We start from the raw sequence: 21,054 nt of genomic DNA on the forward strand, positions 1-21,054 counted from the left end.
CATGAGCGAGCAGTCTCCGACGGTTCTCAAACGCGACACCGACATCGAGTACGAGTCCGTCGACGCCGCCGCCGGGTTGTCGAAGGGCGTGTTGCTGGACGAGTCGGACGGTGCACCAACCTTCGCAATGCGACGATTCACGCTCGACGCCGGCGCCGAGGTGCCGCGTCACACCAACGCAGTCGAACACCAGCAGTACGTACTGGAGGGGGAGTACGTCGTCGGCGTCGGCGACGAGGAACACGTCGTCTCGGCTGGCGACTCCCTGCTCATTCCGGCGGGGGTCGTCCACTGGTACCGCAACGAGAGCGAGCGGCCGGGGGCGTTCATCTGTGCCGTGCCCAACGGCGACGACACCATCGAACTCGTGGACTGATTGCGCCCGAGTCGAACGGCTGAAATACTCGGTTCCCGTATCGGGAATCGTGTCACGGCAGGTCGGACGGGTCGAGACGCTCTTCCTTCACGAACGCGACGACGACTTCCTCGCGACCGTCGTTCGCGACGGTGACCGAGTGTTTACGGCCGTCCTCGAACTGAAGGAGACAGATGCCGGCCCGCGGCCCGCCCGCTTTCGGGTCCAGCGCGGGTCCAGCGAGGAGCCACGCGACCCGAGTCAGTTCGTCGAACTCGCGCGTCGCGCCGAGCGCATCCGCATCTCTCAGCAGACGTCGACCGACGGCCGCGAGCGACTCACCGAGATGCTCGACGGCTACCAACTCGACGCGCTCACCGTCCGAACCTGCCGCTACTGCGCCGCCGAAGGGCGCTACTCGCCCATCACGGAAGATACGGCCATCAAGTCAGACCGCGACTACATCTGCCCGGACTGTGCGCGCCGCGAACTCGACTCCGAACTCGCGTACGCCGGCGGGCTGACCGGCGCCGCCGAGGACCGCCTCGAAGACCTCCTGCTGGAGGTTCAGGACCTCGACCGCATCACCAACCTCCTGCAGGGCGAACTCGACCCCGACCTCACGAAGTTCGACGAAATCGGGGCGACCGTCGACGACGTCGACCCCGTGCCGACCGACGAACTCGATCTCCACCCCGACCTGAAACGCCAACTCACCGGCCGGTTCGACAGCCTCCTCCCCGTCCAGAGTCTCTCCGTCCGCAACGGACTGCTAGACGGCGACGACCAACTCGTCGTGAGCGCGACGGCGACGGGGAAGACGCTCGTGGGCGAACTCGCGGGCGTCGACCGTGCGCTGAAAGGGAAAGGAAAGCTCCTCTTTCTCGTCCCCTTGGTCGCGCTGGCCAACCAGAAACAGGAGAACTTCGAGGAGCGCTACGGTGACCTCGTCGACGTAACTATCCGCGTCGGCGGGAGCCGCGTCAGCGACAGCGGCGCCCGATTCGACCCCTCCGCCGACGTCGTCGTCGGCACCTACGAGGGCATCGACCACGCGCTCCGGACGGGCAAGGACCTCGGCGACGTGGGGACCGTCGTCATCGACGAGGTGCACACGCTGAAAGAGGGGGAGCGCGGCCACCGCCTCGACGGCATGATTTCCCGGCTCAAACACTACTGCGAGCACCGGGCCGAGGAGTCCGGAAGCTACGACGGCGCCCAGTGGATATATCTCTCGGCCACCGTCGGCAACCCCGAGTGGTTGGCCAAGCGCCTGCGCGCGACGCTCATCGAGTTCGAGGAGCGCCCGATACCTATCGAGCGACATCTCACCTTCGCGGACGCCCAAGAGAAGACGCGCATCGAGAACCGCCTCGTCCGCCGGGAGTTCGACAGCAAGTCCTCGAAGGGGTATCGCGGCCAGACCATCATCTTCACCAACTCCCGGCGACGCTGTCACGAAATCTCTCGGAAACTGGAGTACGACTCCGCACCCTATCACGCCGGGTTGGACTACGGGCGACGCAAGCGGGTCGAGCGCCAGTTCGGGAATCAGGACCTCGCCGCCGTCGTCACCACCGCCGCCCTCGCCGCCGGCGTCGACTTCCCCGCCTCACAGGTCGTCTTCGACACGCTCGCCATGGGCATCGAGTGGCTCTCGGTGCAGGAGTTCGAGCAGATGCTCGGCCGGGCCGGCCGCCCAGACTACCACGACCAAGGGACGGTGTACCTGCTGGTCGAACCGGATTGTGCCTACCACAACAGCATGGAGATGACCGAAGACGAGGTGGCCTTTAAACTGCTGAAGGGGGAGATGGAGGACGTTCGCACCCTCTACGACCTCTCGGCGGCGGCGGAGGAGACGCTCGCGAACATCACCGTCGCGGGCAAGTCCGCAAAGCGCCTCAACGACCGGATGCTCGGCGACGTGCCGACGACACAGGCCATCGGCAAACTCCTCGAGTGGGACTTCATCGACGGACTTGAGCCGACGCCGCTCGGCCGCGCCGTGACCCGACACTTCCTCGCGCCCGACGACGCCTTCGCCATCCTCGACTGCATCCGGCGGGGGTTAGACCCCTACGACCTCGTGGCGGAACTCGAACTCCGGGACGAAGAGGGTTAGCGCCGCGTCTCCATCCGTTCGACCCACGCCTCGGGAAGCGGTCGCGACCCGCCGTCCTCGGGGTCGACGTACACCTGCGTCGTCTCCGCCGTCGCCGCCACGCGGTCACCGACCCGGAGTTCGTAGGCGACGGTGACACTCGACTCGCCGATGTCGCGGACGCCCATCGCCACGGTCACCGTCTCGTCGTCGAGCGTAATCTCGTGACGGTAGTCTATCTGCAGGTTCACGAGGACGGTGTCGATGTCGTCGAGGCCGACGCCGATGACGTCGGCGTAGTAGTCGACCCGCGCCTGTTCGAGATAGGTGGCGTAGACGGCGTTGTTGACGTGACCCATCGCGTCGATGTCGCGGAATCGAACCTGTAACTCCGTCTCGTACTCGAAGTCGTCGGCCATACGGGTCCCTGTATCGCCGGGGGGTTGTGACTACCGGAGGTGGCAACGCACGTTCGGACGAAAGCGGGGATGGCGTTAGCGCCTCTCGTCGAGGCGCTCGAAGGCGTCGGCGTCGGCGGTCAGCCAGTGAGTGAGACGCTCGATTTCGCCCGCGTCGGAAGGGTACAGCGTCTGCCGATTCGGCGTTCCCTCGTACGTGACCACGACGGAGTGAAGGCGGTTGGCGTCACCGCCGTCGTCCGTGTCCACGTCGGAACTGGCCGGGGCGTCGTCGGGCGTGGAGGTGTTCGACATGACCCATCGTCGACTCGGGTACCGAGACGTTTAGTGCCTGCTATGTGGGGTACGGGGCCGACGATAGCCTCGGAATCGGCCCCCACGTCAACGATTGGCTATATAGCGACGCCACCCGACGCCGACGAGGGCCGCGCCCGCGCCGACGGCGGCGGTGGCGAAGACGGCGCGGACGCCGAACGCGCCCGCGACGGGGCCGAAGGCTACGGGGGCGAGGAACTGCCCGACGTAGCCGACCATCGCGACGTAGGAACTGAACTGTCCCTGCCTGTCCGCGGGCACCAATTCCTCCACCCAGAGGAGGACAGTCGGAAAGACGAGTCCCTGTCCGAGGCCGAACAGCACGACGGGGACGAGGGCGACGACGCGGGAGGCGGCCACCGTCGCCACGCCGAACCCTATCGTCCACAGCGAGAGGGCGGCGAGGACGAGTCGGCGGTAGTCGAAGCGGCGCTTGATTCGGTCGTAGTGGTACGCGCTGACGGCGCCGGCCGCGCCCATCGCCGCCAGATAGAGGCTGATGGCGAGCGACGAGTCGACGCCCACCGTCGCGAGAACCCGCGGATAGTAGACGACGATGCCGTAGAGAAGCAGGTTCGCCGCGAAAAAGAGGCCGTACACGAGCGCGAGTAGCGGGCGCGCACGGAGGGTCCGTCGAAGGACGGCGACGCCGCTCTCGCCCGAATCCCCGTCGGAGCGGGCGAGGTCCGGCACCGTCACCGCCGCCACGACGCCGAGGGGGAGTGCGAGGAGGTAGACGCCGAAGGGGCCGTGCCACGAGAGCGTCCCGAGGGCGCCGCCGACCAGCGGCCACACCGCCGCGCCGAGGCTATTGGCGCTGCCCCGGAGTCCCATCACGCGGTTCTTGCGCTCGCCCTCGTACAGCGAGTAGATGAGGACCGTAATCGAGGTGTAGACAAAGGCGACGGCGACGCCGAGGACGGCCCGCGTGACGAGGAGCGCCGGAAACGTCTCCACGACGAGGCCGGCCCCGCCCGCGACGCCGTAGAGTCCGAGGCCGAGGACGTACGGCCGCCGCGGTCCGTAGCGGTCGACGAGCGCGCCCGCGACGGGGCTGGTGAGGACGATAAACAGACCGTGAGTGGTGATGACGAGGCCGGCGAGCGACTGGGAGACGCCCAGACTCGTCCCCACTTGATTGACGACGGGGCCGAGGACTGCCCCGGCCATCACGGTCAGCGTGCCCGACGCAATCAGCACCCAGAGCGCGTTGCTCGGCGACTGCCAGCCAATGGCGCCCGACGTTCGTCCGGCCATCGAGTCGTCGGGCGTTCGTCGCGCGGCCGCAAGAGCGTGCCGCTTCGCGCCACTCAGGCCTCGATTTCGAGCGTTCCCGTGTCGTCGACGTCGCCGTTGACGGTGACGGTGACGCCGTAGTCGCCGGCGCTGGGGTTCGTGGCCGACTGGTATTTCACCACGAGGGCGTCGCCGGCCTCCAGATTGTAGTTCCCCGAGAACTCGATGCGGAGGGTGTTGCCGCCGTCGGAGACGATGACCCCGTCGCCGGGCGGGCAGCACTCGACGTCGCTCGTCGCGTCGGCCTCGATTGTCCCGTCACGGTCGCTGTCGACCCCGGCCAGAACCACGTCGGAGCGCTCGTCGACGCCGCTCATGTCCGCCGAGCCGTCCGCGTATGCTATCGTAATCGAGTTCAGGGAGTTGCCGGCGGTGTCCGAGTCCGAGGCGATGGTGTAGTTGACGACGTGCGTGGTGGTCGCACCGGCCCCGTCATCGACGGCCCAGATGAGGGCCGAGGCGTGTGCGTCGGGGACGTCTTCCGCCCCGTCAGCCGACTCGTCGGTGAGGTCGCCCACCATCTCGCGCTCCATACCGAAGTCGGCAAGGTTGACTGCGCCGACGGCGAACATCGACGCCAAGAGGAGCGTGACGACGACCATGAGCGTCACGCCGATGACGGGAGAGATGGCCCGCTCGTCCATACTAATACGTCGTCACGACGGGGCAAGAGCGGCCAGCCTAACTGCCGAGTCGCCCCCGCACTTTTCATGCTCGCCGGTCTCGGCTGCTACATGGCCGAGGAGACTGACGGGCGTCCGAGCGACCAGTTGCGCGCCCGCGCCGCCGAGAGCCGAGTGAAGCTCTGGCTCCTCCTCGAAGCGGACCGGCGATTCGTCGTCGCGGGGCTGGTGGCCGTCGTCGGCCTCGCGTTGCTCGCGGCCGGGCTGTTGCTCCCGGCGGCCGCCGAGACGCTACGGCAGAGCGACTCGGTCGACACCCTGTTTCAGGGGTTGCTCACCGCCACCATTACCGGCGTGACGCTCGTCCTGACGCTCAACCAGCTCGTCCTCTCGCAGGAACTCGGCGCCGTCGGCGACCAGCGCGAACGCATGGCCGGCGCGATGGAGTTTCGCGAGGACGCCGCCGACGCCATCGGCGCTTCGGTCAGTCCCGCGCGCCCCTCGCAGTTCCTCCGGGCGCTGGTGCAGGTGGCCGGCCAGCGGGCGACACAGCTTCGCGAGGCCGTCGACGAGGCCGACGAGAGCTACGACGCAGTCGTCGACCTTACCGAGAGCCTGACCGAGAACGCCGACCGGGTTACTTCCGACCTCGACGGCGCCCAGTTCGGCGATTTCGACGTGCTGTCGGCGGCGCTCAACTTCAACTACTCGTGGAAGATTTTCGCCGCCCGGCGCATCGGCGAGCGACACGACTTGCCGCCGAACGCGGCTGCGGCGCTTTCCGACCTCGTCGACACGCTCGAACTGTTCGGGCCCGCGCGCGAACACTTCAAGACGCTCTACTTCCAGTGGGAGCTTATCGAGCTCTCGCGGGCGATTCTCACCGCTGCGCTCCCGGCGCTGCTCGTCTCCATCGGCATGGTCGCGTTCTTCGACCCGAGTCGCTACGTCGCTCTGGTGCCCATCGTCGCCGTCGCGGCCACGATAGCGCTCCTGCCGTTTCTGGTCTTGCTCGCCTACATCCTCCGGATTGCGACGGTGACGAAACACACCCTCTCCATCGGCCCCTTCATCCTCCGAGAGACGGAGCAGGTGGCGGAGGTGTCGTGGCGGGACGACGAGTCCCGTTAGCCTTTAGCCACCGGCGGTGTAAGCCCGCGCAATGACTGCGCAGGCGCTCCAGCGTGATCTTGCGGTCGTCATCGGGCTGGAGGTTCACGTTCAGCTCGAAACCGACACGAAGATATTCTGTAGTTGCTCGACCGAAGCGGCCGAAGATGAGGAACCGAACACCCGGACCTGCCCCGTCTGTCTCGGGCTGCCGGGTGCCCTGCCCGTCCTCAACGAGGGGGCTGTCGAGGCCGCGGTGAAGATAGGGAAGGCCCTCGACGCCGACGTGGCCGAGGAGACGCGTTTCCACCGCAAGAACTACTACTACCCCGACCTCCCGAAGAACTTCCAGATTACGCAGTACGACGCTCCCATCTGTGCCGACGGCGCCCTCGAAGTGAGCGTCGAGGGTGAGCGCCGCGTCGTCGGCATCGGCCGCGCCCACCTCGAAGAGGACCCGGGAAGCCTCCAGCACGAGGGCGGGAACATCGAGACGGCCGACTACTCGCTCGTCAACTACAACCGCGCGGGAACGCCGCTGATGGAAATCGTCACCGAACCGGACTTCCGCGGGCCGGGCGAGGTGCGAGCCTTCCTCGCCAAACTCGAGGAGGTCCTCGAATATCTCGGCGTCTTCGACGCGTCGCGGGACGGCAGTCTCCGCATCGACGCCAACATCTCGCTCGTCCCCGCCGACGAGGTGGGCGAGGACGGCGCCATCGACGAGGCAACGCTCGCCGACGCCAATCGGACCGAGGTGAAAAACATCTCGAGTCACAAGGGGGCCGAGCAGGCACTGGCCTACGAAGTGACCCGCCAGAAAAACGCCGTCAAGCGCGGGCGCGAAATCGCACAGGAGACGCGCCACTGGGACGAGAGCCGTGGCATCACCGTCTCGATGCGCTCGAAGGAAGAGGAGAAAGACTACCGCTACTTCCGCGAGGCCGACCTCCCGCCGCTACAGGTCGCCGACTGGAAAGACGAGATATCCATCCCCGAACTCCCGGACGCGCGCCGCGAGCGGTTCCGCGAGGAGTACGGTCTCGACGCGGAGGCGGCGTCGAAACTCACCTCCACGAAGGAGGTGGCCGACTTCTTCGAGGATGTCGCCGACCGCTTCGACGCCGACCTCGCGGCGACGTGGGTGGCCGACGACCTCCTCGGCGAACTCAACTACCGCGATATGGCGATTGCGGACGTCGAGGACCGACTCGACGAGTTCGCCCGCCTGATAGAACTCGTCGACAGCGACGAGATAACCGAGAAAAACGCCCGCGAGGTGGTGCTGCGGACGATGCTCGACGAGGGGGTCGACCCCGATACCGTGGTCGACCGCGAGGGACTCGGCAAGGCGGGCGACGAGGCTGTCGTCGCCGCCGTCGAGGAAGCCATCGAGGAGAACCCCGACGCCGTCGAGGATTACCACGCCGGCGAGGGCGGGGCGCTCAACTTCCTCGTCGGGCAGGTGATGAGCAAGACGGGCGGGAGCGCCGACCCCGGCACCGTCAACGGACTGCTTCGCGAGCGTCTCGAAGACTGATTACCGACCGAGAACCGGTTCCTTGAGGGCGACGACTTCGGCCATGATGGCCTCGACGTCCTCCTCGTCGACGCCGTTTTCTTCCAACGCCGTCTGAAGGTAGCGGCCGACGGTGTCGAAGTCCTCCTCCGCGATGTCGAGGTGGTCGTGGGCCGCGCGCATCTCCTCGCCCGTGTACTCCACCGGCCCGCCCGTGACGGCGCTGATGAACTGCACCTGGTGGGCGCGGAGTTCGCTCATGTCCGTGTCTTCGAAGTAAGGCAGCAACTGTTCGTCGTCGAGCACCTGGTCGTAGAAGTCGTCGACGACTGCTTCGACTGCGTCTCGGCCACCGATTTCGTTATATATCGTCTGCGACATTGCGTCGTGTCTTCCTGAACGCGCTACCCGGATACCCCCTGTCTCTAGCCTGTTCGGGTTTATTTAAGCCCGTGTGGTGTGATACCAAGGGTTCAGCTGGTGATTATCTGGTCGAACAGTTTGGTCTGGGCGACGGAGAGGTGTTCGACGAAGGTGGAGACGGAGACGCCGAGTTCCTCGGCGACGGTGCGGGAGTTTGCCTCCTTCGGCGAGTCGAAATAGCCCATCTTGTGGGCCGTCTTGAGCACTTCGTACTGCCGGTCGGTGAACGCGTTGCGGTCGGCGACGAGTAGCGACCGGTCGCCGTCGGTGGCGCCCGACCGGACCAGTCGTTGCACCGTCACGTCGTCACAGCAGGCGTCGAGTTCGCTCGCGATGCCCCGGAGCGTTTCGAGGTCCGGGACGACGAACGTGAGTTCGAGGCGGCCGTCCTCCGCGCGCACGTCGCGGACGGGACACCCCTGTTCCGGGACGCGCGTACACGGGCAGTCGTGGTCGTGGTCGTAGCGATACACCGACTGCGACTCGTCTTCGAACACCGCCTCGGCGTTGTCGATAGACGGCGTTTCGCCCTCGTGGTCGACGGTCACTTCGCCGACGACGCTCGGCGACGACCCGTGTCGGTCGACCGTCACCGAGTCGATGGTGACGTCCTCGCTCAGCGACGCCGCCGGGCAGTCGGCCACCCCACGTAGTTCGAGTTGGACGTGGATTCCGGACGCCATACCGTCGGCAGTCTTTCCGAGAACATAAGCGGTATCGTTCCCGTCAGTCGTGCCGGAGTGTCTCTCCGTGGGTCCCGTTCACACCACTCACGTCGTGCGATTGGGGCCGCGAAAGGTTTAGGCGGGTGGTCGGCGTACGACACCGCGATGAAACGCGGCCCCGAACTTATCATCACGGAGAAGGACAACGCGGCTCGCCGCATCGCCGACATTCTGAGCGGCGGGAGCGCGGACGCCGAGCGCATCAACGGGGTCAACGTCTACAAGTGGGGTGGGAAGCGGTGTATCGGCCTCTCGGGCCACGTCGTGGGCGTCGACTTCCCGCCCGAGTACAGCGACTGGCGCGACGTCGAACCCGTCGAACTCATCAGCGCCGACATCGAGAAACAGCCGACGCAGGAGAACATCGTCGCGGCACTGCGCCGTCTCGCCCGCAACGCCTCTCGCGTCGTCATCGCGACGGACTACGACCGCGAGGGCGAACTCATCGGGAAGGAAGCCTACGAACTCGTTCGCGAGGTGAACGACGAGGCGCCGGTCGACCGGGTTCGCTTCTCCTCGATTACCGAACGCGAGGTGACCGACGCCTTCGCCGACCCCGACGACCTGGATTTCGACCTCGCGGCCGCGGGCGAGGCGCGCCAAATCGTCGACCTGATGTGGGGCGCGTCGCTCACACGGTTTCTCTCGCTCTCCGCGCGCCAACTCGGTGAGGACTTCATCTCCGTCGGGCGAGTTCAGGGGCCGACGCTCAAACTCATCGTCGACCGGGAGCGCGAAATCGACGCCTTCGACCCCGAGGACTACTGGGAACTGTTCGCCGACCTGACCAAGGACGACGAGACGTTCGAGTCGCAGTACTTCTATCTGGACGAAGACGACACCGAAGCGAACCGCGTCTGGGACGAGGACCGCGCCGAGGCCGTCCACGACGTCCTTGACGCCGCCGGCGAGGCAACGGTCGACGAGGTGCGCCGCCGCACCCGGACCGACGACCCGCCCGCCCCGTTCAACACGACGCAGTTCATCCGCGCCGCCAGCGGCGTCGGCTACTCCGCCCAGCGCGCGATGAGCATCGCCGAGGACCTCTACACCGCGGGCTACATCACGTACCCGCGGACGGACAACACGGTATATCCGGAGGACTTGGAACCGCGAGACTTGCTCGATGCCCTCTCCTCGGGACCGCGCTTCGGCGACGACGCGGCGTCGCTGCTGGAGGCCGACGAGATAGAGCCGACCGCCGGCGACGAGGAGACGACCGACCACCCGCCGATTCACCCGACCGACGAACTCCCCTCGCCCTCCGACCTCTCGGAGGACGAGTGGGAGGTGTACGAACTCGTCGTTCGACGCTTCCTCGCCACCGTCGCCGACGCGGCGACGTGGGAGCATCTGCGCGTGGTGGCGACGGTCCACGGCGACGACATGGACCCCTCGCTGAAGGCAAACGGCAAGCGACTGGTCGACCCCGGCTACCACGCGGTCTACCCCTACCGTTCGACCAGCGAGAACTACGTCCCCGACGTGACGGAGGGTGAGTCGCTCGCGCTGACCGACGCGCGCTTGGAGGCCAAACAGACCCAGCCCCCTCGGCGCTACGGCCAGTCCCGCCTCATCGAGACGATGGAGGACATGGGCATCGGGACGAAGGCGACCCGGCACGACGTGATTCAGAAACTGTACGACCGGGGCTACATCGAGGGCGACCCGCCCCGACCAACGCGGCTCGCCCGTGGCGTCGTCGAGGCGTCCGAGGAGTTCGCCGACCGCATCGTCAGCGAGGAGATGACCGCCCAGTTGGAGTCGGACATGGCCGCTATCGCTCGCGGCGAAGCGACACTGGAGGAGGTCACCGACGAGTCCCGCGAGATGCTCGAACGCGTCTTCGAGGGTCTCATGGAGTCGCGCGAGGCGCTCGGAGACCACCTCCGCGAGTCGCTGAAAGCCGACAAGACCGTCGGCCCCTGCCCCGAATGTGGCGAGGACCTCGTCATCCGGCGCAGTCGGAACGGGTCCTACTTCGTCGGCTGTGACGGCTACCCCGACTGCGAGTACACGCTCCCGCTTCCCTCGACGGGCAAGCCCATCCTGCTCGACGAGACGTGTCCCGACCACGGCCTCAGCGACGTGAAGATGCTCGCCGGGCGCAAAACGTTCGTTCACGGCTGTCCGCTGTGTGCGGCGGAGGCGGCGGACGAAGAACCCGACCTCGTCGTCGGCCCCTGCCCCGAGTGTGGCGACGAGGAGGGCGGCGAACTCGCCATCAAGCGCCTCCGCTCGGGCGGCCGACTCGTCGGGTGTACGCGCTACCCCGACTGCGACTACTCCCTGCCGATGCCCCGCCGCGGCGACGCCGAACTCACCGACGAGACGTGTGAGGAACACGACCTGCCCGGCATCCGCATCACGTACGAGGACGCGGATCGCGAGCCGTGGGACCTCGGCTGTCCCATCTGCAACTACCGCGAGTATCAGGCCCGGCAGGCGGGGACGGAACTGGAGACGGTCGACGGCATCGGCGAGAAGACGGCCGAGAAGCTGAAAGACGCGGGCGTCGAGGACGTGTCCAGCCTGAAAGACGCCGAGCCGGACGCGCTAGCAGACCAGATAGACGGCGTCGGCGTCGACACGGTGCGGAACTGGCAGGCCGACGCCGACTAATTCGGACCCTTTTTCATACTTCCCCGGAGTAGACTGTCTTCATGAGTACGCCGTGGGACGAGTGGAGTCACGTCCTGAAGGTGGACCCCGACAAGGACCTCGTCGCGGGGGAGACGTTCGAGGACGTCTGTGCCACCGGGACCGACGCCATCGAGATTGGCGGGACGACGGGCATGACCAAAGAGAAGATGGAGACGGTGGTCGAGGCCTGTAGCAAGTACGGCGTCCCCTTGTATCAGGAGCCGTCGAATCCGGCGGTCGTCATCGACGACGACGCTCTCGACGGCTACCTGATTCCGACGGTGTTCAACGCCGGCGACAGTTTCTGGGTGACGGGCGCGCACAAGGAGTGGGTTCGTATCGAGAACGGCCTCGACTGGGACCGAACCCACACCGAGGCCTACATCGTCCTCAACCCCGACTCGTCGGTCGCGGAGTACACCGACGCCGACTGCGACCAGTCGCCGGACGACGTGGCCGCCTACGCCTCTGTCGCCGAGAAACTGTTCGGGCAGGACATCGTCTACATCGAGTATTCGGGCACCCTCGGCGACACGGAGACGGTGCAGGCCGCGGCGGACGCGCTGGACGACGCGACGCTGTTCTACGGTGGCGGCGTCCACGACTACGACACCGCTCATCAGATGGGGCAACACGCCGACGTGGTGGTCGTCGGTGACCTCCTCCACGACGAGGGGTGTGACGCCGTCCGCGAGACAGTCGAGGGCGTCGCCGACGCCCACGAGTAGTCAGGTCGACGCCGACCGTACCCCCGCTTTCTCGCCACTTCCGACATCGGTCACGTCCTCGTCGCTACCCCTCTCGGTCGGTCGCGCCTCGTTCCAGACGGCGAGTCCGACGACGAGACCGTAGAACCGGATTGCCGCGGTGACGACACGCCCCACGCCCGGCACCGGTGCCGTGGCGATGGTCACGAGGGAGGCGACGACGCCCGTTCCGAGTACGGCGAGCGACGCGAGGAGCCACGCCCGGAGCGTCGCGAGCGAGCACGCTCGTTGGCGTAGCCGACCGACTGCGAACGCGTCGGCCACGTCGTCGGAGTCGGCGTAGGCGGTCACCGCGACGGTCGAGACGTATCCACAGAGCGGGAGAAGCGCCGCGCCGAGGAGGCCGATGCCGACGGCGCCCGCGAGGGCGGTGAGACCGGGGAGGCGACCGACCGCGCTCGGGCCGAAACGCAGGAGCGTCTCCCACCGGAGGAGCATCGACGCCGACGCCGCACCGTGCGTGCCGACGACGACGAGCGCCACCGCCGGGAGGTGGTACGCGGCGATGATTCCGGTGGCGCGCACGCCCGTTCGGGCCAGCGCCCGGAGGTCGGCGAATCGCGGGAGCGGGTCGTTGCCGGCGTCTATTCGCAGGACGCGGACGGCGTACCCCGCGAGGAGGACGCCGGGGACGACGAGCGGGAGCGTCGCGACGAGTAGTGCGCCGACGAGACCGGTCCGTGGCCACGCGTCGGTGTCGAACGGCCAGCGTGCCAACGTGTCGATGTCTGGTGTCACGTCTGCGACGGGGTGGCCGCGGTATCGGATATAAACCCTCGTCGAACGCGGTCTGTTCGCCCCAGTGCTTCGGGAGGGTGTCGGACTGGTGGGTCACGCTCGACGACACCTTGGACGAGTACCGGGCCTCACCCGACCGGAAACGGTCGCGTTTAAGGCGCGCGGTCCGATACAGGCTGATATGGATAACCGAACCCACGCAGCCGACGTCGACGCCGGCGAGACGGCGACGGTCGCCGGCTGGGTCCACGAGATTCGGGACCTCGGTGGCATCGCCTTCCTCATCATCCGGGACAAGACCGGCAAGCTACAGGTCAAATTCGAGAAAGACGAGATGGACGACGACCTCGTCGAGACGGGGCTGGGCGTCCACCGCGAGAGCGTCGTCGCCGTCACCGGCCCCGTCGAGGAGGAGCCACGCGCGCCGACGGGACTCGAACTCGTCCCCGACTCCATCGAGGTGCTGGCCGAGGCCGACCCCGAACTCCCCCTCGACCCCTCGGGGAAGGTCGACGCCGAACTCCCCACCCGCCTGAACAACCGAACCCTCGACCTCCGCAAGCCCGAAGTGAAGGCCATCTTCGAGATTCGGAGCGAGATTCTGCGCTCGGTTCGGGAGTACTTCCGCTCGGTCGGCAGCACGGAAATCAACACGCCGAAAATCGTCGCCACGGGGACGGAAGGCGGCACTGAGCTGTTCCCGATAACCTACTTCGGACAGGAGGCGTTCATGAACCAGTCGCCACAGCTGTTCAAACAGCTGATGGTCGGGAGCGGGCTGGAGCGTGTCTTCGAGATTGGCCCCATCTTCCGCGCTGAGGAGCACAACACGCCCCGCCACCTCAACGAGGCGACGATGATTGACTTCGAGTCGGCCTTCGTCGACCACCACGAGGCGATGGACGTCTGTGAGGGGACGCTCAAGGCCGCCTACGAGGGTGTCGCGGAGAACTGCGCCGAGGAACTCGAACTCCTCGGCTACGACGACTTCGAGGTGCCGGAGGCCGACTTCCCGCGGCTCACCTACGAGGAGGCCATCGAGCGCATCAACGCCACCGGCGAACTTGACGAGCAGTTGGTGTGGGGCGACGACCTGCCGACGGAGGCCGAGAAGGCGCTCGGCGACGACGTGGGCGGGCACTACTTCATCACCGACTGGCCGTCGGAAATCAAGCCGTTCTACATTCAGGACTACGACGACGACCCCCAGCTCTCCAAGGGCTTCGACCTGATGCACCCGCGGATGGAACTCGTCTCGGGCGGGCAGCGCGAACACCGCTACGACGCGCTCGTCGAGGGCTTCGAACAGCAGGGGCTCGACCCCGCGCAGTTCGACTACTACACCCGGATGTTCAAGTACGGGATGCCCCCCCACGCCGGGTGGGCCTACGGCGTCGAGCGCCTCGTGATGACGATGCTCGACCTCGGCAACATCCGCGAGGCCGTGCTCTTCCCGCGGGATAGACAGCGACTGAGTCCGTAGGACGAAGTCTCTGTGAGCTAGCGAGACGCTCGCGTTTCGCGGGACCGACAGCGACTGAGCCCGTAGCCACCGACTGCGTTCCGACAGGGCTTAACGACTCCCCGCCCCTCGTCGAGATATGCGCGAGGAGTCGCGGGACGGACCGCCGACCGCGTTCGTCCCCGGTCACGTGACGGGATTTTTCAGCCCGTGTCCGGACGACGACCCGGAGCGTGCCGGTTCGCGCGGCGCCGGCCTGACGCTCACCGACGGCGTCCGGGTGACGGTCCGCGCCGCCGAGTCGACTGCGGACCCGACGCTCACGCTCGACGGCAACCCGCTGTCGATGCCGCCGGTCGAGACGGTCCTCGACGGGCTTGGGGTTCGTGACCGCGCCCGCGTCGTCGCGGAGAGCGACCTTCCGCTCGGAACTGGATTCGGCGTCTCGGGGGCGATGGCGCTCGGGACGGCGCTGGCCGCGAACGCCCGTTTCGACCGCGAGCGCTCGGCGAACGACCTCGTGACGCTCGCCCACCGCGCGGAGGTCGAGGCGGGGACCGGCCTCGGCGACGTGGTGGCGCAGGCGCGGGGCGGCGTCCCGATTCGGCTCGACCCCGGTGCCCCAGCCTACGGACGGCTCGACGGCGTGCCCGCGACGCGCCGAATCGAGTATCTCTCCTTCGGCGACCTCTCGACGGCGGACGTGCTCGCGGACGACATCGACCCGCTGGTCAGCGCGGGCGACGCGGCGCTCGATACCCTGCTCGACCGGCCCACGCTGTCGAATCTGGTCACGGCGTCGCGGCGGTTCTCCCGCGAGGTTGGCCTGCGCACCGAGCGGGTCGCGGCGGCCATCGACGCCGTTACTGCCGCCGGCGGCGAGGCGTCGATGGTGATGCTCGGCGAGACGGTGTTCGCGCTCGACCGGGGACTCAGCGACGCCGGCTACGACGCCCGTGCGTGTCGAACGTGTGCGCCGGGCGCCCATCTCGTCGACTGACCGGACCGCTCATCGCGGCGTTTTTACTCCGACGGCGCCAGCGACGTGCATGGCCGAGGGCGACGACATTCCGGCGGACCACCCCCGCCACGACTCGCTGGTGACGCGGCATCGAATCGAGGCCGGCGTCGACGCCGGCATCACCAGCAAACAGGGCCTCATCGCCGAGGGGCGGGGCGAGGCTTTCGACTACCTGCTCGGCGAGCGGACGCTCCCCTCGGCGGACGCGGCGGCCCGCACCGCCGCCGCGCACCTGTTGCTCGCGCGCCACCCCGTCATCTCCGTCAACGGCAACGCGGCGGCGCTGGTCCCCGACGAACTCGTCGAACTCGCGGGCGCGGTGGGCGCCGACTTGGAGGTGAATCTGTTCAACCGGACCGACGAGCGGATGCGGGCCATCGCCGACCACCTCCGCGAACACGGTGCGAGCGAGGTGAAGGGGCTGGACGCCGACGCGCGCATCCCCGGCCTCGACCACGAACGCGCGAAGGTGGACGCCGACGGCATCGCCGACGCGGACGTGGTGCTCGTGCCGCTGGAGGACGGTGACCGCGCCGCGGCGCTCGCCGACCTCGGCAAGGTGGAACTCGTCGTCGACCTGAATCCTCTCTCGCGGTCGGCACAGGTCGCTGACGTGCCCATCGTCGACAACATCCTGCGCGCGATTCCGACCGTCACCGCCCACGCTCGCGAACTGGCCGACGCGGACCGGGAGACGCTCCGGCGAATCGTCGACGACTTCGACGCCGCCGAGGCGCTCGCGGACGCCGAGCGAGCGATTCGGTCGGGCGACCTGTCGTAGGCGGCGGTATCTACATACTCTCGGGCATCGACGCGGTGGGTATGAGTCCGTTCGACCGGCGCCCGACGTACTTCTTCGGCGTCTATCACTGGCGCGAGCGACTGCGACGAATCGGCATCTCGCTCTGTCTGCTCGGTGCGGCGGTCGTCGGTGGCCGACGCGGCGGGCGACTGCGACGACTGCTCGCCGCCCTCGTCGGCGTCGCGGCGCTCGCTCGTGCCGGCGAGACGGCTCGGCGCCTCCTGTCGCCCCTACCGTGGGCGCTCGACCGTGGAAAATACGACGCGCTCGCGTCGCTCCTGCCACTCGACGACGTTGACCGCGCGCTCGACGTGGGGTGTGGTTCCGGGCGCTCGCTGGTCGGTCTCGCGCCGCATCTGCCGTCGTCGGCCCACGTCGTCGGCCTCGACGTGTTCGACGACCGCGTCATCCTCGGCAACGGGCCGCAGTTGGCGCGGAAGAACGGCGCTCGCGCGAGTATCGACGTTTCGCCCGTCGCGGGCGACGCCTCTCGGCTTCCGTTTTCGGATGACGCCTTCGACGTCGTCACCGCCTGCCGGGTCGCCCACGACGTGCCCGAGGCGCGTCGGGACGCCGTCTTCGACGAACTCCGGCGGGTGTGTGCCGAGGACGGCACCGTCGGACTGCTCGAACTGCCGGTCACGCCGGCGGGGGTGAGCGACCACGAGGCGTACTGGCGGCGGTGTCTGGCGGATGCTGGCTTGTCGGTCGAGCGCGTGACGAGCGTCGAGCGCGCAGGCTTCGCTGACGAGCCGTACGTCGCCATCGCGGCGACGCCGACGGCCTGAGCGGGAGTCGGTCTCCGACGACTCCGCCCGAATCGGCGGGCTTTAGGGTCGCATCCACCAGTGAACACGTATGAGCCACGAGGAGTTCCCCACGGACCGTCCGGCGGTGGTGACCTGCGGGTTGCCCTACGCCAACGGCGACCTGCACATCGGCCACCTCCGAACGTACGTCGGCGGCGACGTGTACGCCCGCGCGCTCCGCACGCTCGGTCAGGACACGGCCTTCGTCTCGGGGTCCGACATGCACGGGACGCCCGTCGCGGTCAACGCCGAACAGGAGGGTGTCTCCCCCGAGTCGTTCGCCCTCGACTGGCACGAAACCTACGAGTCGACGTTCCCGAAGTTCGACGTCGACTTTGACAACTACGGCCACACGCACGACGAGACGAACACCGAACTGACGACCGACATCGTCCGCACGCTGGAGGAAAACGGCCACGTCTACGAAAAAGAGATAATGGTGGCCTACGACCCCACGGAGGAGCAGTCGCTCCCCGACCGCTACGTCGAGGGCACGTGTCCCTACTGCGGCGAACGCGCCCGCGGCGACGAGTGCGACGAGGGCTGTGGTCGCCACCTCGAACCCGGCGAAATCGAGGACCCCGAGAGCACCATCACGGGCAACCCCGCCGAGTACCGCGAGCAGACACACAAGTTCTTCCGCGTCTCGGCGTTTCAGGACTACCTCTCGGACTTCCTCGACCGCCTCGAAGGAACCTCGAACGCCCGCAACCAGCCCCGCGAGTGGATTGAGGGCGAACTTCGGGACTGGTGTATCACCCGCGACATGGATTGGGGTATCGACTATCCGGAGAGCGAGGAGGGCGACGACGACCTCGTTCTCTACGTCTGGGTCGACGCCCCCATCGAGTACATCTCCTCGACGAAGCAGTACACCGAGCGCGTCGGCCCCGACACCTTCGACTGGGCGGAGGCGTGGCAGGAATCGGGCGACATCGTCCACGTCATCGGCCGCGACATCATCCAGCACCACACGGTGTTCTGGCCCGCGATGCTCCACGGCGTCGACTACACCGAGCCCCGCGCGGTGATGGCGAGCGGGTTCATCACGCTCAACGGCAAGGGCTTTTCCACCTCCCGGAATCGGGCCGTGTGGGCCGACGAGTATCTCGACGAAGGGTTCCACCCCGACCTGTTGCGGTACTATCTCGCCACCAACGGCGGCTTCCAGCAGGACGTCGACTTCTCGTGGGAGCGCTTCCGCGAACGCGTCAACAACGAACTCGTCGGCACGGTCGGCAACTTCGCCTACCGCGCCCTGCTCTTTGCCCATCGGGAGTTCGGCGGGACGCCGGACGCGCCGCTCTCCGACGAGGTTCGCGAGCGCATCGAGACGGCGATGGACGACTTCGCCGCCGCCGTCAACGACTACTCCGTGCGCGAGGCGGGCGACGCCGCCGTTGCCCTCGCCGGCTTCGGCAACGAGTACATCCAGCGCAACGAGCCGTGGAACCTCGTCGACGACGACCCCGAGCGCGCGGCGCAGGTGATTCGCGACTGCGTCCAGATTGCGAAGGCCGTCGCCGTCCTCTTTGCCCCCGTCGCGCCCGGCACCTGCGACCGACTGTGGGACCAAGTCGGCGGCGAGGGTTCGGTCCACGACGCCGACATCGACGCCGCGCTCGAACCGCCGGCGGCGGACCTGCCGGAGCCGACCGAACTCTACGAGAAGATTCCGGAAGAGCGCGTCGAGGAACTGAACGAAAAACTGGCCGAGCGCGTGGCCGAGAGCGAAGACACCGAGGACGAAGACATGGACATCGACTTCGACCCCATCGAATCCGACCGCATCGACTTCGAAACGTTTCAGGACCTCGACATCCGCGTCGGCGAGATTCTGGAGGCCGAGGGTATCGAGGGCGCGGACGACCTCGCCCGTCTCGTCGTCGACATCGGCGTCGAGGAGCGCCAGATTGTCGCGGGCATCAAACAGCTTCACGACCTCGATTCGCTGCCGGGGACCCGCGTCGTCGTTCTCGCGAACCTCGAACCGGCGGAGCTGTTCGGCGTCGAGTCGAACGGCATGGTGCTGGCCGCGGGCGAGGAGGCCGACCTGCTGACGACGCTCGGTGACGCGGTGCCGGGCGAGCGGGTTCGGTAGCGGTCGCCGAAAACAGGGCCGTTATTTTTCACCGTCCCCGGAGAAGGGCCGGTATGCGACGAGCGAAAATCGTCTGTACCCTTGGTCCTGCGTCCGACGACCGCCAGACCATCCGCGAACTCGCGGACGCTGGCATGGCCGTGGCTCGACTCAACGCGAGTCACGGCTCTCACGAGGACCGCGCGGAACTCATCGAGCGCATCCGCGACGTCGACGCCGCCATCGACGACCCTCTCGCGTCGATGCTCGACCTGCAGGGACCGGAAATCAGGACGGCCGCCATCGACGACCCCATCGAGGTTCCGAGCGACGCGACGGTCCGGTTCGTCGAGGGCGACACCGCGACGCCCGAGGAAATCGGTCTCTCCTACGCCATCACGGAGGTCGAACCCGGCGACCGGGTCCTCCTCGACGACGGACGCATCGAGACGGAAGTCGAGGGTATCGACGGGGAGGTGGTGACCGCCCGCGTCGTCTCCGGCGGCGAGTTGGGGAGTCGAAAGGGGGTGAACATCCCGGGCGTCGACCTCGACCTCGACGTCGTGACCGAGAGCGACCGCCGGGACATCGAGGTGGCGGTCGAGGGCGATGCGGACTTCGTCGCGGCGAGTTTCGTCCGCGACGCCGACGACGTGTACGAGGTCACCGACGCCATCGAGAGTGCGGGCGGCGACATTCCCGTCATCTCGAAGATAGAGCGAGCGGGCGCGGTCGACAACATCGACGAAATCGTCGAGGCGTCCTACGGCGTGATGGTCGCGCGCGGTGACCTCGGGGTGGAGTGCCCGCTCGAACACGTCCCGATGGTGCAAAAAGAGATTATCCACAGCGCGCAGGACGCGGGCGTGCCCGTCATCACGGCGACGGAGATGCTGGACTCGATGGTTCACTCCCGGCGCCCGACGCGAGCGGAGGCGTCCGACGTGGCCAACGCCGTCCTCGACGGCACGGACGCGGTGATGCTCTCCGGTGAGACGGCCATCGGCGACCACCCCGTTCGCGTCGTCGAGACCATGAACCGAATCGTCCGCGAGGTAGAGGGGAGCGACGAGTATGTCGAGACGCGCGAGGGGCGTGTCCCGAAGGCCGCCCAAGAGTCACAGACGGAGGCGCTCGCTCGCGCCGCCCGCTATCTGGCTCGTGACCTCGGTGCGGCGGCCATCGTCGCCGTCTCGGAGTCGGGCTACACGGCGCGTGCGACGGCGAAGTTCCGACCGGGCGTTCCCGTCGTCGCGACGACGCCCCAAGACAAGGTGCGCCGCCAACTCGCGCTCTCGTGGGGCGTCGACGCGCAGTACGCCCCCTACCGGGAGGATATCGATGGGATGGTCGACGCCGCCGTCGACGCCGCCATCGAGGCCGGCGCCGCCGAGAGCGGTGACACCGTCGTCGTCCTCACGGGGATGATGACGGAACTGGAGGGAACGAACACCACCAACACGCTGAAGGTCCACGTCGCGTCGGAGACGGTGGCGACGGGTCGGAGCGTCGCCCGCGGCCGCGTCGCCGGCCCGGTGTTCCGGTGTCCGGACGGCGACCTCTCGGACGCACCTGCGGGAGCCATCATCGCGCTCCCGTCGACCTTCGACGGCGAGTTCCGCGGTGACACCGGAAAAATCGGTGGCATCGTCGACGCCCGGCCGGGGATGACGAGTTACGCGGCGCTGGTCGCCCGCGAGCACGGCATCCCGATGATAAGCGGCGCGCCCCTCCCCGACGACGTGGCGGAGGGGACGACGGTCACGCTGCACGCCGACCGCGGCGTCGTCTACGAGGGCGACGTGACGCCGCGCCCGCGATAGCGGTATCCATTTCACGCTGA

At 67.6% G+C, this 21,054-nt stretch carries 19 protein-coding genes; 12 read left to right on the top strand and 7 right to left on the bottom strand.

Going from position 1 to position 21,054, the window contains the following annotated elements:
* Window position 1: 1 nt before the first annotated feature.
* Together ACQUSQ_RS11480 and ACQUSQ_RS11485 are read left to right on the top strand one after the other, a co-directional pair.
* Window positions 2-376, top strand: coding sequence for a cupin domain-containing protein (locus ACQUSQ_RS11480; RefSeq protein ID WP_435069305.1), 375 nt, complete (start codon window positions 2-4; stop codon window positions 374-376).
* A gap of 49 nt (window positions 377-425) precedes the next feature.
* The gene (locus tag ACQUSQ_RS11485) at window positions 426-2,480 is read left to right on the top strand and encodes a DEAD/DEAH box helicase (protein WP_435069307.1); all 2,055 of its coding nucleotides are present in this window, start codon (window positions 426-428) and stop codon (window positions 2,478-2,480) included.
* On the opposite strand, the gene ACQUSQ_RS11490 is transcribed toward ACQUSQ_RS11485, so the two are convergent.
* The 4 genes from ACQUSQ_RS11490 to ACQUSQ_RS11505 form a co-directional block, all read right to left on the bottom strand.
* Window positions 2,477-2,878: an acyl-CoA thioesterase gene (locus ACQUSQ_RS11490; RefSeq protein WP_435069308.1), complete on the bottom strand. Its 402-nt coding sequence runs from the start codon at window positions 2,876-2,878 to the stop codon at window positions 2,477-2,479. The two genes, ACQUSQ_RS11485 and ACQUSQ_RS11490, sit on opposite strands and share 4 nt — an antisense overlap.
* 75 nt (window positions 2,879-2,953) lie before the next feature.
* Entirely contained in the window at window positions 2,954-3,172 is a 219-nt protein-coding gene (locus tag ACQUSQ_RS11495) for a DUF7511 domain-containing protein (RefSeq protein ID WP_435069310.1), read from the bottom strand.
* Between the two features lie 87 nt (window positions 3,173-3,259).
* Complete coding sequence (locus ACQUSQ_RS11500; protein WP_435069312.1) at window positions 3,260-4,450, bottom strand: MFS transporter; 1,191 nt, start codon at window positions 4,448-4,450, stop codon at window positions 3,260-3,262.
* A gap of 53 nt (window positions 4,451-4,503) precedes the next feature.
* Complete coding sequence (locus ACQUSQ_RS11505; protein WP_435069314.1) at window positions 4,504-5,133, bottom strand: type IV pilin; 630 nt, start codon at window positions 5,131-5,133, stop codon at window positions 4,504-4,506.
* Between the two features lie 90 nt (window positions 5,134-5,223).
* Here ACQUSQ_RS11505 and ACQUSQ_RS11510 point away from each other — a divergent pair, with 90 nt between their 5' ends.
* Entirely contained in the window at window positions 5,224-6,243 is a 1,020-nt protein-coding gene (locus tag ACQUSQ_RS11510; protein ID WP_435069316.1) for a hypothetical protein, read from the top strand.
* Between the two features lie 31 nt (window positions 6,244-6,274).
* Complete coding sequence (gene gatB, locus ACQUSQ_RS11515; RefSeq protein ID WP_435069317.1) at window positions 6,275-7,762, top strand: Asp-tRNA(Asn)/Glu-tRNA(Gln) amidotransferase subunit GatB; 1,488 nt, start codon at window positions 6,275-6,277, stop codon at window positions 7,760-7,762.
* On the opposite strand, the gene ACQUSQ_RS11520 is transcribed toward gatB, so the two are convergent.
* Entirely contained in the window at window positions 7,763-8,122 is a 360-nt protein-coding gene (locus tag ACQUSQ_RS11520) for a group I truncated hemoglobin (protein ID WP_435069319.1), read from the bottom strand. It lies immediately after the preceding gene.
* A gap of 92 nt (window positions 8,123-8,214) precedes the next feature.
* Window positions 8,215-8,847, bottom strand: a complete 633-nt coding sequence (locus ACQUSQ_RS11525; protein WP_435069321.1) for a helix-turn-helix domain-containing protein — start codon at window positions 8,845-8,847, stop codon at window positions 8,215-8,217.
* 147 nt (window positions 8,848-8,994) lie between these two features.
* On the opposite strand from ACQUSQ_RS11525, the gene ACQUSQ_RS11530 reads away from it, so the two are divergent.
* Entirely contained in the window at window positions 8,995-11,511 is a 2,517-nt protein-coding gene (locus tag ACQUSQ_RS11530; RefSeq protein ID WP_435069324.1) for a DNA topoisomerase I, read from the top strand.
* A 41-nt stretch (window positions 11,512-11,552) separates the two neighbouring features.
* A complete protein-coding gene (locus ACQUSQ_RS11535; RefSeq protein WP_435069326.1) occupies window positions 11,553-12,260 on the top strand; it encodes a phosphoglycerol geranylgeranyltransferase in 708 nt (235 codons plus the stop codon).
* Here ACQUSQ_RS11535 and ACQUSQ_RS11540 read toward each other — a convergent pair whose 3' ends face one another.
* On the bottom strand, window positions 12,261-13,037 hold the full coding sequence (locus tag ACQUSQ_RS11540) for a DUF4013 domain-containing protein (protein ID WP_435069328.1): 777 nt from the start codon (window positions 13,035-13,037) through the stop codon (window positions 12,261-12,263).
* 181 nt (window positions 13,038-13,218) lie between these two features.
* Here ACQUSQ_RS11540 and aspS point away from each other — a divergent pair, with 181 nt between their 5' ends.
* The 6 genes from aspS to pyk all read left to right on the top strand — a co-directional run bounded on the left by aspS (window position 13,219) and on the right by pyk (window position 21,034).
* Entirely contained in the window at window positions 13,219-14,520 is a 1,302-nt protein-coding gene (aspS, locus tag ACQUSQ_RS11545; protein WP_435069330.1) for an aspartate--tRNA(Asn) ligase, read from the top strand.
* A gap of 118 nt (window positions 14,521-14,638) precedes the next feature.
* Window positions 14,639-15,499, top strand: a complete 861-nt coding sequence (locus tag ACQUSQ_RS11550; RefSeq protein WP_435069332.1) for a pantoate kinase — start codon at window positions 14,639-14,641, stop codon at window positions 15,497-15,499.
* A 49-nt stretch (window positions 15,500-15,548) separates the two neighbouring features.
* Window positions 15,549-16,301: a 4-phosphopantoate--beta-alanine ligase gene (locus ACQUSQ_RS11555; RefSeq protein ID WP_435069333.1), complete on the top strand. Its 753-nt coding sequence runs from the start codon at window positions 15,549-15,551 to the stop codon at window positions 16,299-16,301.
* 41 nt (window positions 16,302-16,342) lie between these two features.
* Window positions 16,343-17,110 carry a class I SAM-dependent methyltransferase gene (locus ACQUSQ_RS11560; RefSeq protein WP_435069335.1) on the top strand — a complete coding sequence of 256 codons (768 nt, stop codon included), beginning with the start codon at window positions 16,343-16,345 and terminating at the stop codon, window positions 17,108-17,110.
* A 70-nt stretch (window positions 17,111-17,180) separates the two neighbouring features.
* Window positions 17,181-19,232, top strand: coding sequence for a methionine--tRNA ligase (metG, locus tag ACQUSQ_RS11565; protein WP_435069336.1), 2,052 nt, complete (start codon window positions 17,181-17,183; stop codon window positions 19,230-19,232).
* A gap of 53 nt (window positions 19,233-19,285) precedes the next feature.
* Window positions 19,286-21,034: a pyruvate kinase gene (pyk, locus tag ACQUSQ_RS11570; protein WP_435069337.1), complete on the top strand. Its 1,749-nt coding sequence runs from the start codon at window positions 19,286-19,288 to the stop codon at window positions 21,032-21,034.
* The last annotated feature ends 20 nt before the right edge of the window (window positions 21,035-21,054 follow it).

Origin of the sequence: Haloplanus sp. C73 (assembly GCF_051195115.1) — an archaeon.
Classification (GTDB): domain Archaea; phylum Halobacteriota; class Halobacteria; order Halobacteriales; family Haloferacaceae; genus Haloplanus.

Bases quoted from the DNA above. Each gene is read 5' to 3' on its own strand.
- ACQUSQ_RS11560 (WP_435069335.1), top strand. From the start codon at position 16,343: ATGAGTCCGTTCGACCGGCGCCCGACGTACTTCTTCGGCGTCTATCAC.
- ACQUSQ_RS11530 (WP_435069324.1), top strand. From the start codon at position 8,995: ATGAAACGCGGCCCCGAACTTATCATCACGGAGAAGGACAACGCGGCT.
- ACQUSQ_RS11505 (WP_435069314.1), bottom strand. From the start codon at position 5,133: ATGGACGAGCGGGCCATCTCTCCCGTCATCGGCGTGACGCTCATGGTC.
- metG (WP_435069336.1), top strand. From the start codon at position 17,181: ATGAGCCACGAGGAGTTCCCCACGGACCGTCCGGCGGTGGTGACCTGC.
- ACQUSQ_RS11535 (WP_435069326.1), top strand. From the start codon at position 11,553: ATGAGTACGCCGTGGGACGAGTGGAGTCACGTCCTGAAGGTGGACCCC.
- ACQUSQ_RS11555 (WP_435069333.1), top strand. From the start codon at position 15,549: ATGGCCGAGGGCGACGACATTCCGGCGGACCACCCCCGCCACGACTCG.
- ACQUSQ_RS11550 (WP_435069332.1), top strand. From the start codon at position 14,639: ATGCGCGAGGAGTCGCGGGACGGACCGCCGACCGCGTTCGTCCCCGGT.
- ACQUSQ_RS11520 (WP_435069319.1), bottom strand. From the start codon at position 8,122: ATGTCGCAGACGATATATAACGAAATCGGTGGCCGAGACGCAGTCGAA.
- ACQUSQ_RS11480 (WP_435069305.1), top strand. From the start codon at position 2: ATGAGCGAGCAGTCTCCGACGGTTCTCAAACGCGACACCGACATCGAG.
- aspS (WP_435069330.1), top strand. From the start codon at position 13,219: ATGGATAACCGAACCCACGCAGCCGACGTCGACGCCGGCGAGACGGCG.
- ACQUSQ_RS11525 (WP_435069321.1), bottom strand. From the start codon at position 8,847: ATGGCGTCCGGAATCCACGTCCAACTCGAACTACGTGGGGTGGCCGAC.
- gatB (WP_435069317.1), top strand. From the start codon at position 6,275: ATGACTGCGCAGGCGCTCCAGCGTGATCTTGCGGTCGTCATCGGGCTG.
- pyk (WP_435069337.1), top strand. From the start codon at position 19,286: ATGCGACGAGCGAAAATCGTCTGTACCCTTGGTCCTGCGTCCGACGAC.
- ACQUSQ_RS11490 (WP_435069308.1), bottom strand. From the start codon at position 2,878: ATGGCCGACGACTTCGAGTACGAGACGGAGTTACAGGTTCGATTCCGC.
- ACQUSQ_RS11510 (WP_435069316.1), top strand. From the start codon at position 5,224: ATGGCCGAGGAGACTGACGGGCGTCCGAGCGACCAGTTGCGCGCCCGC.
- ACQUSQ_RS11495 (WP_435069310.1), bottom strand. From the start codon at position 3,172: ATGTCGAACACCTCCACGCCCGACGACGCCCCGGCCAGTTCCGACGTG.
- ACQUSQ_RS11500 (WP_435069312.1), bottom strand. From the start codon at position 4,450: ATGGCCGGACGAACGTCGGGCGCCATTGGCTGGCAGTCGCCGAGCAAC.